The sequence below is a fragment of the Hydrogenophaga sp. genome, assembly GCF_030651625.1.
Classification (GTDB): Bacteria; Pseudomonadota; Gammaproteobacteria; order Burkholderiales; family Burkholderiaceae_C; genus Hydrogenophaga.
Genome location: NZ_JAUSCF010000011.1, coordinates 1 through 15,323 on the forward strand (window position 1 = coordinate 1; position 15,323 = coordinate 15,323).

Annotated in this window: 15 protein-coding genes; 3 read left to right on the forward strand and 12 right to left on the reverse strand. The window is 64.3% G+C overall.

Annotated features, from left to right (window positions below; all coding sequences use genetic code 11):
- Nucleotides 1-391: SIMPL domain-containing protein (locus Q7V46_RS04535; protein ID WP_370690280.1), on the forward strand; the 391-nt coding region annotated here is incomplete at its 5' end.
- A gap of 135 nt (nt 392-526) precedes the next feature.
- Here the strand turns inward: Q7V46_RS04535 and Q7V46_RS04540 are convergent.
- The 11 genes from Q7V46_RS04540 to Q7V46_RS04590 form a co-directional block, all read right to left on the reverse strand.
- Entirely contained in the window at nt 527-2,026 is a 1,500-nt protein-coding gene (locus Q7V46_RS04540) for an amidase (RefSeq protein ID WP_304912327.1), read from the reverse strand.
- Nucleotides 2,027-2,227: 201 nt separating this feature from the next.
- Nucleotides 2,228-2,743, reverse strand: a complete 516-nt coding sequence (locus Q7V46_RS04545) for a TIGR00645 family protein (RefSeq protein ID WP_304912328.1) — start codon at nt 2,741-2,743, stop codon at nt 2,228-2,230.
- A gap of 159 nt (nt 2,744-2,902) precedes the next feature.
- On the reverse strand, nt 2,903-3,691 hold the full coding sequence (locus Q7V46_RS04550) for a DeoR/GlpR family DNA-binding transcription regulator (protein ID WP_304912329.1): 789 nt from the start codon (nt 3,689-3,691) through the stop codon (nt 2,903-2,905).
- A gap of 5 nt (nt 3,692-3,696) precedes the next feature.
- Entirely contained in the window at nt 3,697-4,767 is a 1,071-nt protein-coding gene (locus tag Q7V46_RS04555; protein WP_304912330.1) for an ABC transporter ATP-binding protein, read from the reverse strand.
- A gap of 34 nt (nt 4,768-4,801) precedes the next feature.
- Nucleotides 4,802-5,632, reverse strand: a complete 831-nt coding sequence (locus Q7V46_RS04560) for a carbohydrate ABC transporter permease (protein WP_304912331.1) — start codon at nt 5,630-5,632, stop codon at nt 4,802-4,804.
- Between the two features lie 132 nt (nt 5,633-5,764).
- Entirely contained in the window at nt 5,765-6,697 is a 933-nt protein-coding gene (locus Q7V46_RS04565; RefSeq protein WP_304912332.1) for a carbohydrate ABC transporter permease, read from the reverse strand.
- Nucleotides 6,698-6,708: 11 nt separating this feature from the next.
- Nucleotides 6,709-8,037, reverse strand: coding sequence for an ABC transporter substrate-binding protein (locus Q7V46_RS04570; protein ID WP_304912333.1), 1,329 nt, complete (start codon nt 8,035-8,037; stop codon nt 6,709-6,711).
- 150 nt (nt 8,038-8,187) lie between these two features.
- A complete protein-coding gene (locus Q7V46_RS04575; RefSeq protein WP_304912334.1) occupies nt 8,188-8,565 on the reverse strand; it encodes a hypothetical protein in 378 nt (125 codons plus the stop codon).
- Nucleotides 8,566-8,752: 187 nt separating this feature from the next.
- Entirely contained in the window at nt 8,753-10,294 is a 1,542-nt protein-coding gene (locus Q7V46_RS04580) for a tripartite tricarboxylate transporter permease (RefSeq protein ID WP_304912335.1), read from the reverse strand.
- 32 nt (nt 10,295-10,326) lie between these two features.
- Nucleotides 10,327-10,758: a tripartite tricarboxylate transporter TctB family protein gene (locus Q7V46_RS04585; RefSeq protein WP_304912336.1), complete on the reverse strand. Its 432-nt coding sequence runs from the start codon at nt 10,756-10,758 to the stop codon at nt 10,327-10,329.
- Nucleotides 10,759-10,873: 115 nt separating this feature from the next.
- Complete coding sequence (locus Q7V46_RS04590; RefSeq protein ID WP_304912337.1) at nt 10,874-11,866, reverse strand: tripartite tricarboxylate transporter substrate binding protein; 993 nt, start codon at nt 11,864-11,866, stop codon at nt 10,874-10,876.
- Nucleotides 11,867-12,062: 196 nt separating this feature from the next.
- On the opposite strand from Q7V46_RS04590, the gene Q7V46_RS04595 reads away from it, so the two are divergent.
- Both Q7V46_RS04595 and Q7V46_RS04600 read left to right on the forward strand, forming a co-directional pair.
- Entirely contained in the window at nt 12,063-12,761 is a 699-nt protein-coding gene (locus tag Q7V46_RS04595; RefSeq protein WP_304912338.1) for a response regulator transcription factor, read from the forward strand.
- Nucleotides 12,758-14,215 (forward strand): sensor histidine kinase, encoded by a 1,458-nt coding sequence (locus tag Q7V46_RS04600; protein ID WP_304912339.1) that lies wholly within the window; start codon nt 12,758-12,760, stop codon nt 14,213-14,215. The genes Q7V46_RS04595 and Q7V46_RS04600 overlap by 4 nt, the downstream gene beginning before the upstream one ends.
- On the opposite strand, the gene Q7V46_RS04605 is transcribed toward Q7V46_RS04600, so the two are convergent.
- Nucleotides 14,196-15,155: a tripartite tricarboxylate transporter substrate binding protein gene (locus Q7V46_RS04605; RefSeq protein WP_304912340.1), complete on the reverse strand. Its 960-nt coding sequence runs from the start codon at nt 15,153-15,155 to the stop codon at nt 14,196-14,198. The genes Q7V46_RS04600 and Q7V46_RS04605 overlap by 20 nt on opposite strands.
- Nucleotides 15,156-15,323 lie beyond the last annotated feature (168 nt).

Below are 15,323 nucleotides of genomic sequence, written 5' to 3' on the forward strand. Positions count from 1 at the left end.
CAACCAACCCTTCCGCTTCAACGGCACCGGCCAGGTGCTGGTGAAATCGGCCCGCGTGGCCGACGTAGAAAGCGCCGCACTGGCGATTGACCCGCTGATTCAGGCTGGCGTGCAGCTGGGGGGCGAAAACGAAGGCGGCCGCAGCGGCCCGCGCTACCAGCTGCGCGGCTTCAATGACATCAAGGCCCCGTTGCTGGCAGAGGCCACCCGCAATGCCAGAGAACAGGCCGACAAGTTCGCTGCCGAAGCGGGTGCCCGACTGGGGCCATTGAAGAACGCCAACCAGGGTGTGATCCGAATCACCGGGGACGACGGGAATGACTTCGACGATGGGAGTTCGCGCACCAAGCGGTTACGGGTGGTGAGTACGTTTGAGTATGAGTTGAGGTGAGGGGCGCACGGGGGGTGTGCCAAATTGCCTCCAGCGCGAAATGCCTTGATCCAGGGGCAGCAAGGGTCCGGCTCCACCGGCCCAAGCTGCCGTCCCCCCTCCAAGCCGAAGGCGCTAGAGAGGGGGGAAGCCGCGTCAGCGGCGCAGGGGGGAGTGCGTCACCATCCGCGTGAGCGCCGGATTCGCCTTGAGCAGGGCTTCGATGCCCGGGCGGGGCCGGCGGGTGGCGGCGTCGGCCTGGAATGCCTGCTCCATGGCCATCGAGGCGGCCAGCAAGGCGGCGTCACCGCGCAGGGGGCCGATCACCTGCAGGCCGAACGGCATGCCCCGCGAATCCACGCCACAGGGCAGCGAGATCGTGGGGTTGGTGGCCAGCGTGACCACGTAGGTCAGCGACAGCCACTCGTAGTAATTGCGCATCGTCTGGCCATCCACGCGCTCGGCATACAGCTGCGTCCAGGGGAACGGCGACATGGGCGTGACCGGCGCCACGATCAGGTCGCAGCGGGAGAGCGCGTGCGCAAAGTGGCGAGCGATGCGGGTCTGTTCCAGATGCGCCCAGGCACGGTCGGCCAGGGTGAAACCGGCGGCCATTTCCACATTGGCCACCACGTTGGGGCCGAGCGTTTCGGGCGCCTTTTCAAAGGTTTCGCCGTACGCGGCCAGAAACGTTTCCGAGCGCAGGATGTCGAACGCACGGTGCGCGTCCTGCGTGAGGCCCAGATCGATCGTTTCGCAGCTGTGCACCTGCGAAGACAAGCGCTTCACGCGATCGCGAAAGGTCTTGCGGATGTCGGGCTCCACCGCGCAAACGCCAAAGTCTTCCACGACGCCGATGCGCAAGGTGGACAGGTCGACCTCGGGCAGCGGCCAGTAGGCATCGCCGGACACGTCGCGGCTGATGGGGTCGTAGGGGTGCGAACCCACGCTGGCGGCCATGAAAAAAGCGGTGTCCTGCACACTGCGGGCCATGGGACCCAGAACGGACAGAACGGACCAGCCCAGTGCCCGGTGGTCGTTGGCAATCAGCCCGGGGCTGGGGCGCAGGCCCACCACACCACACAGCGACGCCGGAATGCGCAGCGAGCCGCCGGTGTCTGACCCGGTGCACAGGGGCAGCATGTCGGTGGCCAGTGCGGCCGCCGACCCGCCAGACGAGCCACCGGCGTTGAGCTGGTTGTCAAACGGGTTGCCAGTGGCACCCCACACCGGGTTGCGTGTGTTGCCACCGGCGCCCATGTCGGGCACGTTGGTCTTGGCGGTGACGATGGCACCGGCATGGCGCAGGCGTGCCACCAGGGCGGTGTCTTCGGTGGGCACGTGGTCGCGCAGGCCCACGTTGCCACAGGTGGTGAGCAGGCCAGCGGTGTGTTGCAGGTCCTTCACCCCGATGGGAAGGCCATGCAGCAGCGGCAATGCTTCGCCGCGCAGCACCTGCGCTTCAGCTTCGCGGGCCTGTGCCAGCGCACGGTCAAAGTCGGTGGCGGCGATGGCGTTGACGCCGGGGTTCAGTGCCTCGATGCGGTCGATGCACGCCTTCATCAGCTCGACGGGGGAAATTTCACGTCGCCCGATGAGGCGGCGAAGTTCAAGCGCGGAACGCGCGGTCAGATCTTTGTGTCGCAATTGCTGCACCGGAATATTGGCTTTGTGAATATGGGCGCGCAACAGCGGCAGCGCCCGCGCGACCTGATTGTCATGGACCGAACCCGGTTGCCAGGCCAGTCTTTTGTAACGCTTCGCGTACCAAAGGTTCCGAAATGACCGCCATGAGCGCCCCCACGTGCCCGGCAGGGCGGATCAGGTCCCGAGTGACGGGTGCGGTGCCGCAGACCCTTATTTGCGCTGGTCGGTGATCCAGTCGGCCGTCGCGAAAAGCAGGCCGGAGATCACGAAGGTCAGGTGGATTGCGATCTTCCAGCCCAGCTCTTCGCCCGTGAGCGTGGTGCTGACCAGAAACGCCTTGAGCAGCTCCACCGCCGAAATGGCCACGATGGCACCGATCAGCTTCATCTTCAGATCGGCAAAACCCACCTTGCCCATCCAGGCAGGCCGGTCCTCATGGTCGCCGATGCTCAGCTTGGAGACGAAGTTCTCGTAAGAGCTGAACACGATGATCAGCAGCAGCACGGCAATCAGCGCGGTGTCCACCAGCGTCAGGATGGAGATGACCGTGTCGTGCTGGATGATGCCCAGTACCCCCTGGATCAGAAGCACCAGCTCCTTGAAGAACTTGAGCAGCATGACCACCATGCCGACAATGAGACCGAGCAGGAACGGCACCAGAATCCATCGGCTGGAGAAGATGAACTTCTCAAGTGCCAGTTCGACTTTGTTGGGGGTGGGGGACATGGTGAAGATTGAAGGCGATAAGTCGGCGAAAGCGCCGGGCGCAAGGATAGCGGAAGATGGCAATCGAAAAAGATCGAGAAGAGACGCTGCGCACAGGTTCTGCAACGGTTTCAGCGCCCGGTCTGGGTCTGACCCGGATGCCGGGACCAGTCGAATCAATCAGAAGGAATCCGACACAGGTCCGGTCACTTCCACTTGGATACCTTCGGTGGCGCGAGCCAATGGTTCCGGCAACGTTCTATCCACCACAAGCACGCGGACGTTTTGCCAAGGCAGGCTGGTGATCAGACCAGGGGCTTCGAACTTGCTGGCATCGGCCACCACGATCACGCTGCCGGCATGCGGACTCACCGCCTGCTTGAACTCGACCTCAAAGGGGTCGAAGTCGAGGCAGCCACCTCGTGCGCTCAAGGCGGCCACGGAAACAATCAGGTAGTCCGGGTGCAATTGTGTGGCAAAGCGCATGGCATTGGCACCAGCGAGTGTCATGTCGCTGCTGCGCAGGGTACCGCCCGGCAGCATCACAGTGTGCCGGTCGCCGCCCAGGGCCAGCGCGCGCGCCACCTCCAGCGATGGGGTCGCCACCGTCAAGCCGCGGCGTTCGGCAAGGGCTTCGGCCACGAAACAGGCGGTGCTGCTGTTGTCCAGGACGACGCTTGCACCCTCTGGCAGCAACCGGGAAACATGCTGCGCCAGACGCCGCTTGATGGCGACATTGGTGCGCAAGCGAAGCTGGAAGGGCGACTCCTGCACATCGCGGTGCAGGCTGACACCACCATGAAATTTTTCCACGATGCCGTCGTCCGCCATGGCCTGCAAATCGCGCCGCACCGTCTCGCCCGACACGCCCAGGCGCTGCGCCAGTTCTGCCGTGGTGATGGAGGGCGTGGCGCGCAGGATCTCGAAAATGCGTTCCTTTCGTGCGCTCAGCACGGGCGTCAGGCTCATCGGCATCAGACACGCCCGGTCAACAGCGCGCCGGTGTGGGCGTCGAACACGCGAATTCGGGCGAGTTCGGGCTCGAGGACAATGGCCTGCTCAGCCTCGAGAACAGCGTCGGCTTCGGTGCGCACCAGCACATCGGATTCACCAACCCTGATCTGGGCGTAGGCCTCGGCACCAAGCCGCTCCACCCGCTGCACCACCCCACGCCAACTCAGAGGGGCCGGCACCTGCTCGACGGAGATGGCCAACTCTTCCGGGCGCAGGCCCAGCACAGCACAGTGCTGGATGGCGACATCGCCATACTGGGCATTCAGCCACGCGCGACCTGGCGTGAGCGCTTCCGGTACTGGGAGGAAGTTCATCTCGGGCGAGCCGATGAACGAAGCCACGAAACGGTTCGCGGGTCGGCGGTAGACCTCCATCGGCGCCCCGACCTGACACAGGTGCCCGCGATCCATCACGGCGATCCGGGTGCCCAGGGTCATCGCTTCCACCTGGTCGTGCGTCACGTACACGATGGTGATGCCGAGTTCAGCGTGCAGACGCTCCAGCTCACTACGCATGTGGGTGCGCAGCTTGGCGTCCAGGTTGGAGAGCGGCTCGTCAAAAAGAAAGACCTTGGGTTTGCGCACGAGCGCACGACCAATGGCCACGCGCTGGCGCTGACCACCGGAGAGTTCGTTCGGGCGGCGTTGCAGCAGTTCGGTGATCTGCAGCCGTTGCGCGGCTTCCTGCACGCGTGCCTCGATCTCGTCGCGCGCAAGCCGGCTGGTGCGCAACAGCCCGAAGGCCATGTTCATGTGGACCGTCATGTGCGGATAGAGCGCGTAAGACTGGAACACCATCGCGATATCGCGCTCGTGCGGTTCCGCGTGGGTGACGTCGCGTCCGCCAATCAGCAGTCGCCCTTCACTGATGTCTTCCAGGCCGGCGATCATGCGCAGGGTGGTGGACTTGCCGCAACCAGACGGTCCGACCAGGACCATGAATTCGCCGGCCTGCACTTCGAGATCGAGGCCCTCCACGGCGACGTGGTCGCGATAGCGTTTGCTGATGCCTTGCAGGGAGATGGCGGTCATGGGTGTGAATGGTCAGAGCGGGCAAAAAAGAAACTCATTTCAGACCAGCGTGCATGAAACTGTCGACAAAGCGGCGCTGGAAGATCAGGAACAGCAGCATGAGCGGCGCGATGACCACCATGGTGGCGGCCATCAGGCGCGGCCAGTCGGCCCCGCTGTCGGCCTTCGCCAGCAACCCCAGCCCGATGGGCAGGGTGCGCACCGACTCGCTGTTGGTGACCAGCAGCGGCCACATGTAGTCGTTCCAGTGGGTCACGACGGAAATCATGCCGAACGCGATCAGCGTGGGTTTCACCAGAGGCAGGTAGACATGCCACAGGGTGGCCCAGTGGCCGCAGCCGTCCAGGCGCGCTGCGTCGGCCAGGTCTTGCGGCACCTGCCGGAAGGCCTGGCGCAGCATGAAGGTGCCATAGCCGCTGGCGATGAACGGCACCATCAGCGCCCACAGGCTGTTGAGCAGGCCCAGCTCGCGCACGGTGATGAAGTTGGTGAGAAAGGTGGCATAGATCGGGAACATCACCTGCAGAAGAAACAACCCGAACAGCAGATCGCGCCCGGGGAAGCGCAAGCGCGCGAACGCATAGGCGGCCAAGGTGATGGTAGTAAGTTGCGCAAGCAAGATGCCACCGGTCACCAGCAACGAGTTGATGAGATAGGAGCCAAAGGGGGCAACCGACAAGGCCGCCGGGTAATTGCTCCATTGCAGCACCTGCGGCAACAGTCCGGCAGCAGGATCAAAGATCTCGGCGCGGGTCTTGAGTGAGGTCAGCGCCATCCAGGCCAGCGGGCTCAACCACAACAGCATCACCGGAACCAGCAGCCAGTGCATCCAGCGCGAACGCGTAAGAAACATCTTGATCTGCATGTCAGTTCTCCACCGATCCCGTGCATGCGAGACCACCAGTTTCAGGGGCAAGGGGGGTCCGGCTTTGCCGGTCCGAGGTGCCACCCCCCTTCCAGGGGGAAGTACCAGAGGTGCGAAGGCGGTGAGCCATTTCTATCGGCCCATGTAGTGCACGCGGCGGCCCAGCGTCAGCGCAACGATGGCAATCAGGCCGCCGACCACGAGCAGCAGGATGTTGGCGATTGCCGATGCGGTGCCGATGTCCTGAAACTGGAAAGCGTTCTGGTAGATGTAGAAAGTGAGGACGTTGGTGGCGTCAGCCGGGCCGCCCTGGGTCATCACGAACACATAGTCGAAGATCTGGTAGGAGTGCAGCACGCCGATCACCACGACGAAGTACAGCGTGGGCGATATCAGTGGTACGGTGATGTGCACCAGTTGGCGGAAGCCGGACACGCCGTCAAGCCGGGCAGCCTCGTACAGGTCGCGCGGCACCAGCTGCAGCGCAGCCAAAAGGATCAGCATGAAGTACCCGGCGTATTTCCAGATGCTCATGAAGATGATCGCGGGCAAGGCCCAACGGGGGTCATACAGCCATTCAAGCTTGGGCAGGCCCAACCAGGCGAGCAAGGCATTGACAGGACCGTAGCCCGGCGCGTAGAGAAACACCCACACCATACCGGCGGCCACCGACGGGATCATCACCGGGTAGAAGAACGTGGACCGGTACAGCGCGGTGCCACGCAGGCCTCGGTCCAGTGCCACCGCCAGCAGCAACGCCAGACCAATCGAAGTGGGCACCGTCACGACCATGTAGACGACGGTGTTGCGCAGCGACTGCCAGAACAGCGCGTCGTGCCACAGGCGCTGGTAGTTCTCCCAGCCCACATAGAAGATCTCGCTGGAGCCGAGCTGAACATCGAAGAACCCGTAGGCAGCCGAACGCAGGATGGGCCAGTAGGTGAACGCCGCCAGGAACACCAGCGAAGGCGCGAGCATCACCAGTGCGGTGAGCAGCTCGCGACGACGCCGACGTTTCAGCGCGTGACCCGCTGGCTCGGCAGGTTCGACCGTCTGCGGGTTCATGGTGTGTGCAATCAGCTGCGGCGGCGAGACAGACGCTGGATTTCGAGGTTGGACTTGGCGGTCGCCTCGCGCAATGCGGCGTCGGGCTTGACCTCGCCCACCAGCGTGCGGTCGATCGCGCTTTGCAGGTGGCTGCGAACCTTGTGGTAGCCCGGTACCTGCAGGAAAGCGCCGGCCACTTCGGCAGTGACAAATGCGGTGCGGGCCTCGGGCTGCTTGGCCACGTGCGCCTTGAGCACCGGTGTCTCCCAGGACGACTTGCGCGCGGCCAGGTAGCCGGTGTCGATACACCACTGCGCCTGGTTGGCGGTGTTGGTCATCCAGCGCGCGAAGGTCCAGGCGGCCCGCTTGTGGGCATCAGGCTGCTTCTTGGCGATGAGGATCGGACCACCACCCATGGTCGAGCCGATCATCTTGTTCTTGGGCATGGGCACCACACCCACCGGGAAAGACGACGACTTGAGGATGTTGGTCATCGAACCGGTCGAGTGATAGAGCATGGCCGTGCGACCGGCCATGAAGTCATTGGCCGAGCTCTGCCAGGTCGATGCCGCGGGCATCGTGCCGGCCTGGACCATGCGCAGCCAGAACTCGAGTGCATCCACACTCTCAGGTGCATCGAAGGCCACTTTTTCCTTGTTCCAGAACACCAGGCCGTTCTGGCGCACGAAGCTTTCAAAGATCCAGTCGTGCCAGCCGCCGCCGATGGTCAGGCCCCACTGTGCGGTGGCGTCGCCCTGTCGCACGGTGAGCGCCTTGGCCGCGGCCTCCAGCTCGCTCCAGTTGGTCGGCCCTGCCTTGACACCGGCCTTTTCAAACGCTGTCTTGTTGTAGTACACCACGGGTGTGCTGCACTGGAACGGCAGTCCGTAGAGCTTGTCGTCGGACATGCAAGTACCCAGGAAACCGGGCATGAAGTCCTGGTAAATGTCGTCTACCTTGGCCAGCGCAGTCACGTCTTCCAGGGCATCCATGGCCAGAAAGGTCGTCAGCATGGAGTTGATCGGCAGCCACGAAGCTGGCGGGTCGCCCACGCCCAGGGCGGTCATCACCTTTTGCTCGGTGTTGTCGTAGCTGCCGGCGTAGATGGCTTCCACCTGAATGTCGCTGTGGGCGGCATTGAAGCTGCTGATCATGTTCGAGACCAGGCGGTTGATGTCACCCGAGACACCCACCGGGTACATGAAGGCCAGCTTGACTTGCTGCTGCCCGGAGGCAAACAGTGGCATGCCACCCAGCATGGCGGCGGCCGATACGGTGGCGCTGCTCTTGAGAAACTGGCGGCGCTGATGGGAGACACTTTCCAGTGAATGAGGCAGTGAGCAATTGATACGGGACATAGTGCAGTTCCTTCAGGACAGGGTTGGAAACAACAGCAAAGACGATGCGAGTTGCATGTTCCCGCCTCAACGTGACAACCATATGAAATCCACACCAACACCACCAATTCCACATTCTTTTGTGGAATTGGTGGTGTTGCGCCATGGACTTCACAAGTGCGACTGCCTGGTCTGACCCATGCGGATGCGGTCGGCTCCCGGGGGATGCAGCCGCCGCAAGCCATGCGCTTCGAGCTTGCGGGGGTACACATCGCTTTCCACCAGCCAGCGCGTGCCCGAGATGCCCAGCCACTGAAAGCGCCGGGACGGTGACTCCTCTGCGACCACCTCGGCGATGTGCAGCCAGGGCAATGGCAACCGCGGAGCCACCTGCTCGAAGGCCTGTTGAATGGTTTTGTCGGGGCGGATGAGGTAGTCGGCACTCACCGCGGCGAGCTTGCGGGCCGGGTCGAGCATGCTTGTGGCGCAGGCCTCCATGTCGCCGTGCTCCAGTGCGCGCACGCCGGTTGACAGCGAGGGCGTGAGCATCGACCCCTCGGGATGGGAATGGGACCCGAGCCAGCGGTACCTTCGCTGCAATGGGTGCGGTAGCACAGGGCAGCACCTTCATCGGTGCAACCCACGATGCCGATGCGTTGAGGCGACGTCATGAAAGATGGGCAGTCAACGGGCAACCATGGTCGCCGCGCTCACCGCCCACCCGCCGAACGAGGAATCAGTCCGACGTGCCGTCGTTGTGGGACTCTTCCCTAAGCTTCTTGAAGTTCACATAGCGGCTCACAAAGATGGGCGCCACGAAGCCGACCACAGCCACGGTGAGGAAGCCCACTGCCAGCGGCGATCCATAAAGAATGGACAGATCGCCATCAGAAATGGTGAGCGCGCGCCGCAGGTTCTTCTCCATCAACTCGCCCAGCAACACACCCAGAATCACCGGCACCATGGGAATGCTGAGCTTGCGGAACACCCAGCCCAGCACACCGAAACCAATCATGAGCATGAGGTCGAAGGTGGAGTTGGTGAGCGCATAAATGCCGATGAAAGAGATCATGGCCACGGCCGGCATCAGGTAGTAAGCCGGCACGCGCAGCACGCGGGTGAACAGACCCACCATGGGGATGTTGAGCAGCAGCAGCATGACGTTGCCGATGAACAGCGCGGCGATCAGACCCCAGACCACATCGGGGTTGTTGGTGAAGAGCAGCGGGCCGGGGGTGATGTCGAGCGAGAGCAGCATGGCCAGCAGCACGGCCGTGGTGCCGGAGCCCGGCACACCCAGTGCCAGCATGGGCACCAGAGCGCCACCGGCCGCGGCGTTGTTGCCGGCTTCAGGTGCGGCCACCCCGCGTGGATCGCCCTTGCCAAAATTGCCTTTCTTGCCCACCCATTTTTTCTCCAGCGTGTACGCCAGGAACGAGCCCAGCGAGGCACCCGCACCCGGCAGCACACCGGCGATGAAACCCAGCACCGTGCTGCGGCCCATGGAACCACTGGTCTGCCTGATCATGGACCACGGTGGCGTGACGCGCCCCAGTTCGGTCACGGGCTGGGTGCTGTGGCTGTTGGCCTTGCCGCGCTCTTCGATGAACACCAGCACTTCAGACAGGGCAAACATGCCGACGATGGCGATCAGGAAGTCGATGCCGTCGTAGAAGTGCACGTTGCCGCCCGTGAAGCGCGGCACGCCGGTCTGGCCGTCCACACCCACGAACGCCAGCGACAGGCCGATGGCCGCAGCGAAAGCTGCCTTGGCCTGGTTGGAGCTGGTGACCCCGCCCAGTGTGGCAAAGGCCAGGGTGAACATGGCGAAATACTCGGCCGGGCCGAACAGCAGGGCCACACCCACCAGTTGGGGCGCCAGGAACACCAGGCCCCAGGTGGCGAAGAACGCGCCCACGAATGAGGCAATGCCGGAAATGGCCAGCGCTTCGCCAGCCTTGCCCTGGCGCGCCATCGGGTAACCGTCGAGCGTGGTCATGAGCGCCGGTTCGTCCCCCGGGATGTTGAGCAGAATGGACGAGATGCGTCCACCGTACATGGCGCCGTAGTAGACGCTGGTGAGCAGGATGAGCGCGGGCGTGGCGCCCAGCCCCATGCTGAACACCACCGGGATCAAGATCGCCACGCCGTTGGAGGGGCCCAGGCCCGGCAGCGCGCCGATCATGGTGCCCAGAAAACAGCCGACGAGCGCCAGCAGCAGGTTCTGCCAGGTGAGCGCGATGGCAAAGCCATCGGCGAGATGATTGAGACTGTCCATGTCGATTTCCGGTTCGGGGGTTCAGCCGAGGCTCAGAAGCCCCAGGGGCCTTTGGCCAGGTTCAGGCCCAGCATGAAATGGAAGACCAGGTAGATGCCCACCGCGATCGCGATGCCACCCACGCCCGCCTGCCGGGGTGTGCCGCCCAGGCGCCACACCAGAAAGGCGGTGGCAAACACGGTGGCCACCACAAAGCCGGCGATGGGCAGCATCTGTGCATAGGCGATGAACACACCCACGGTGGCCACCAGTTCCAGCACCTTGTACAGGCCAGGCCACTCGGGCTCGCCGTCGGGCTTGAAGAACATCACCACCGCTGAAATCGCCATCACGCCGGCAATCACCAGCGGAAAAGCCTTGGGGCCCAGCGGGTCCTGGATGAAACTTTCTTCGATGAGGGTCGTTGCCCACATCATCAGCAACGACATCGTCAGCACGATGCCGCCAAAAATACGGTCGCTCATGGCCACCCCTTGTTCAACTGCAGGAATTCGGACGGGGCCTGACAACCGCTGCTCTGCAGGTGTTGTCAGGCTGCCAGGGGTGCGCGGTTCGCAACCTTCCCCTGGCAGGCATTGCTCACTTGATGATGCCGATCTCTTTCGACAGGGCCTGGATCTCGTCGACCGACTCCTTGACGAACTTCTGGAACGCGTCGCCACGCAGGTTCAGCGGGGCCATGCCCTGCTTGGCCATGGTGTCTTTCCATTCCTTGGAGTCGTAGACCGTGCCCAGGCTCTTGACCCAGAACTGGTAGGCCTCGTCGCTCATCTTGCCCGGGGCATAAAAGCCTCGCCAGTTGGCACCGATGGCGTCCAGTCCCTGCTCACGCGCGGTGGGAAACTTGGCGAACTCGCCATCCAGCCGTTCGGGTGCCAGCACGGCCAGCACCTTGATCTTGCCGGCGTCGACAAAGCCCTTGGCTTCTGAAATGTCACCGGTGAAGGCCTGGATCTTGCCGGCCAGCAACTGGGTCACGGCCTCGCCGCCGCCGTCAAAGGCCACGTACTTGACACTGCGCACATTGGTGATGCCGGACTTGCGTGCCGCCATCAACACCTTCAGGTGATCCCAGCCGCCCACGGCGGACCCGCCTGCAAACGACACCGAGGTCGGGTCGCTCTTCACCTTGGCCATCAGTTCCGGCAAGGTGTTGAACGGCGAATCGGCGGCGACGGCGATCATTCCGTAGTCGGCACCCACGGAGGCCACCCAGCGCACCTGCGTCATGTCGTTGCCCGGGTAGGCGTTCTGGCCCAGGCGCGTCGCGGTGGACGACGAAGCGGCCACGATGAGGTTGTTCTCCGTGTTGCGCTTGTTCACCACCTCGGCAAAGGCCGCACCACCGCCGCCACCGGCCTTGTTGAGCACCTGCATGGTGCCGGGAATGAGCTTCTGGTCCTGCAGGGCCTTGCCCACCAGGCGGCAGGTCATGTCCCAGCCGCCGCCCGCGCCGGCGGGTGCGATGCATTCGGTGTTGCCGGGCTGGAACGCCCAGGCGGGGCTGGCCAGCACGGCCGTGGCCAGACCAGCGGGAGCGGCCCATCGGGCCAGGTTGGAAATGCGTGTCATGAAAGTCTCCTGAGTGAACCCGCTACGGGGTGCGCGGGTGGTGGGAACATGGCCAGTGGCTTTGACAGCAAAATGCAAGGCCTCAACCATCTAATGGCCCCAAGGCTGGAAGCCGCCGGGCACGTGCCAATGGTTGCCAGCCAAACTGTCAAACGCCTGTCCACCTGCCTAGGGTTGACCCTAGGTTCATTCCCCAATGAAGCTGCTGCTGATCGAAGACGACCCCACCCTGCAGGCCACGCTGGTGCGCAGCCTGTCCCGGCGCGGGTTCGAAATGGCGACCTGTGGCGATGGCGGCGAAGCGCTGGACCAGTGGGCAGCGTGTCAGCCCGACGTGGTGGCGCTTGACCTGACCCTGCCCCATCTGGATGGCCTGCAGGTGCTCACGCTGGCGCGCCAGCGCGGATGGAAAACCCCGGTGCTCATCCTCACCGCGCGGGGCACCGTAGGCGACCGGGTGATCGGCCTGAACACGGGTGCCGACGACTACCTGGCCAAGCCCTTTGATCTCGACGAGATGGAAGCCCGGCTGCGTGCGTTGGTGCGTCGCAGTGCAGCGCAGACCAGCGAAGGCAACGCCACCAGCCACATGCCAACCATCGGTCCGTTGCAGCTCGATCGAGACAGCGGCGCGGTGCACTGGGGCGCCCAGGTGCTGGACCTGCCGCCGCGCGAGCTCGCGTTGTTGCAGGCACTGATGACCCGCCCAGGCCGGGCCGTGTCCAAGGAGCGCCTGTTCGAACTGGTGTTTCCGGGTGAACAGGACGTGCAGTACGAAGCGATTGAAGTGGTCGCCTACCGCCTGCGCAAGCGCCTGACGGGTACCGGTGTGGAGTTGGTGACGTTGCGGGGGCTGGGCTACCTGCTGCGGGTACAGGGCGCGAACCCGTCATGACACAGCCTCATCGCACGCGAGCGCCTTCACCCGAACCGCCGCCGAGCAGCACCTCCCTGCGGCGCTATCTGCTGCTGGGCATTCTGCTTCCGGTGCTGGGCCTGGTGGGCATCAACTCGATCAGCCACTACCGCGAAGCACTGGAAGCCGCCAACACCGCCTACGACCGCACGTTGCTGGCATCGGCCAAAACCATCAGCGAGCAGCTGGATGTCAAGGGTCAGGACGATGAAGCCCGCCTGAGCGCGCGCGTGCCCTATGCCGCACTGGAGGCGTTCGAGGCCGACAACCAGAGCCGCATGTACTACAAGGTGTCCACCCCAGGAGGCGCCATGGTGTCGGGCTACGAAGACCTACCGGACTGGCAGGGCAAGGTGCCACTGCACACGCCCTACGCCGCGCTGGTGGACTTCTACGACGACCAGTACCGCGGGCAGCCGGTGCGTGTGGCGGCTCTGCTGCAACCAGTGGCGAGCATCGGGGGGCAAGGCATTGCCCTCATTCAGGTGGCCGAGACCCTGGAACTGCGCGAGACCCTGGCGCGCCAGCTGCTGGTAAGCACACTGTGGCGACAGGGATTGCTGGTGCTGGTGATCGCCTTCGTGGTGGTGCTGGTGGTGCAGCGCGCCACCTTGCCGGTTCGCACCCTGTCGGAGCAGCTGCGGGAACGCACGGAAAACGACCTCACGCCGATCGACAGCGAAGGCGCCCCGCGCGAGCTTTGGCCACTGATCAACGCCACCAACCAGGTCATGGGCCGCCTCGCCCACCTGCTGGAACACCAGCGCCGCTTCGTGCGCGACACCTCGCACCAGTTGCGCACTCCGCTGGCGGTGCTCAAGACCCAGGTGCAGTCGGCACTGCGTGGCGATCAGCCGCCCGAAGTTGCACTGGGCGAGATCGAACACACGGTGGACCGTGCCACCCGCATGGCCAACCAGATGCTCGCCCTGGCCAAGGTGGAGCAACTGCGCGATCAGGCCCAGGCCAGCGCCACCAGCCTGAACGTCGCCGTGCGCGAAGTGGCCCTGGATGTGGCACCACTGATCGCCGAAAAAGGCATCGACTTCGACATCGACACCGAACCCACCTGGGTGCAGGCCCATGAATGGATGCTGAGCGAACTCACACGAAACCTGTTGCACAACGCGGTCAAGAACACCCCTCGGGGCGGACGCCTGATGGTGAAGGTCCAGGTGGATGCAGCCTCGCAAGGTCTGCTGCGTGTGAGCAATGACGGACCCGCCATTTCTGACAGCCAGCGCGAGCGACTGTTCCAGCCGTTCGCCGCCGTGGGCGGTCAGGTGGGCGCCGGTCTCGGACTGGCCATTTGCCGCAGCATCGTCGACGCTCTCGACGGTCGTATCGACGTGCGCAACCGGGAGCCGCAGTCAGATGGTCCTGGCGGCGTGGACGTGCTGGTGTGGTTGCCGCTCAGCCCAGACCGGCCTTGACCAGCACGGTGCGCATGCTTTCGAATTCTGCGGCCACAAAGGCCTCGAACGGCTCACCCAGCAAGGGTTCCGACATCCAGCGGTGCTGCGCCAGCGATGCGTTCCAGCTGGGGGATACCAACGCCAGGCGCACCCGCTCGATGAGTGCCTGCCGCTGCTCGGCCGCGAGGCCGATCGGTGCACACACCCCCCGCCAGTTGCCGATCACCACCTCCTGACCCAGCTCGCGCAGGGTGGGGGCGGTCAGGCCGGGCAGTCGCTCGGGCGAGGTCACGGCCACCACGCGCATGCGCTCGCTGCTGATGTGCGGCAGGAATTCGCTCAGCCCGCTGCCCCCCACGGTGAGGTAGCCCGCCATGAGCGCCGCAGCGGCTTCCCCACCCCCGCGAAACGGCACATAGTTGATGCGACGCGCATCGATGTCCATGGAACGGGCCAGCATGTGCACCGCCACGTGCTCGGTGGAGCCGCGCGAACCGCCGCCCCACTTGATGCTGCGCGGATCGTTGCGAAACTGGCGCAGCACGTCCCGCATCGATTCAAACGGTGACCGGGGTGGCAGAACGAACACGTTGTATTCGTTGGTGAGCCGGGCGATCGGTCGGATCTTGGACAGCCCGACTGGAGGCTTGCCGGTGATGATGCCCCCGAGCATGACCGAGCCCATCACCATCATTGCGTGCGGATCACCGCCATAGGCGTTGGCAAACTGCGCCAGGCCAATGGCTCCCGCTGCGCCGCCACGGTTCTCATAGCTGACCGACGCGGCCTGCCCCGATCTGACCAGCGCCTCACCCAGCGCGCGGCCGGTGAGGTCCCAGCCTCCGCCCGGATTGGCGGGAATGAGCAGCTTGAGTGCTGGCGGGGGCGTGGCACGTACAGGCATTGCGTGCACCAGACCACCCAGCAGCAGCGTTTTGAGGAAGGCATTGCGGCGCATGGTCAGGCGACGTTACCACGGCGGTGCATGCACATCACCGACCCGGCTCACCTCCATTTTTCCCTTTGTCTTGCGGACCGAACTCCCGGACGTGTGCGGCCGGCTGTGGTCAGACAGCTCGCGGGCTCCTTCCGCCGCGCAGGGCCCCGCACGACGGGCGCCGCTTGC

Excerpts from the sequence above, each read along its gene's own strand:
- Q7V46_RS04545 (WP_304912328.1), bottom strand. The coding sequence starts at position 2,743 with ATGTCCCCCACCCCCAACAAAGTCGAACTGGCACTTGAGAAGTTCATC.
- Q7V46_RS04550 (WP_304912329.1), bottom strand. The coding sequence starts at position 3,691 with ATGAGCCTGACGCCCGTGCTGAGCGCACGAAAGGAACGCATTTTCGAG.
- Q7V46_RS04555 (WP_304912330.1), bottom strand. The coding sequence starts at position 4,767 with ATGACCGCCATCTCCCTGCAAGGCATCAGCAAACGCTATCGCGACCAC.
- Q7V46_RS04560 (WP_304912331.1), bottom strand. The coding sequence starts at position 5,632 with ATGCAGATCAAGATGTTTCTTACGCGTTCGCGCTGGATGCACTGGCTG.
- Q7V46_RS04565 (WP_304912332.1), bottom strand. The coding sequence starts at position 6,697 with ATGAACCCGCAGACGGTCGAACCTGCCGAGCCAGCGGGTCACGCGCTG.
- Q7V46_RS04570 (WP_304912333.1), bottom strand. The coding sequence starts at position 8,037 with ATGTCCCGTATCAATTGCTCACTGCCTCATTCACTGGAAAGTGTCTCC.
- Q7V46_RS04575 (WP_304912334.1), bottom strand. The coding sequence starts at position 8,565 with ATGCTCACGCCCTCGCTGTCAACCGGCGTGCGCGCACTGGAGCACGGC.
- Q7V46_RS04580 (WP_304912335.1), bottom strand. The coding sequence starts at position 10,294 with ATGGACAGTCTCAATCATCTCGCCGATGGCTTTGCCATCGCGCTCACC.
- Q7V46_RS04585 (WP_304912336.1), bottom strand. The coding sequence starts at position 10,758 with ATGAGCGACCGTATTTTTGGCGGCATCGTGCTGACGATGTCGTTGCTG.
- Q7V46_RS04590 (WP_304912337.1), bottom strand. The coding sequence starts at position 11,866 with ATGACACGCATTTCCAACCTGGCCCGATGGGCCGCTCCCGCTGGTCTG.
- Q7V46_RS04595 (WP_304912338.1), top strand. The coding sequence starts at position 12,063 with ATGAAGCTGCTGCTGATCGAAGACGACCCCACCCTGCAGGCCACGCTG.
- Q7V46_RS04600 (WP_304912339.1), top strand. The coding sequence starts at position 12,758 with ATGACACAGCCTCATCGCACGCGAGCGCCTTCACCCGAACCGCCGCCG.
- Q7V46_RS04605 (WP_304912340.1), bottom strand. The coding sequence starts at position 15,155 with ATGCGCCGCAATGCCTTCCTCAAAACGCTGCTGCTGGGTGGTCTGGTG.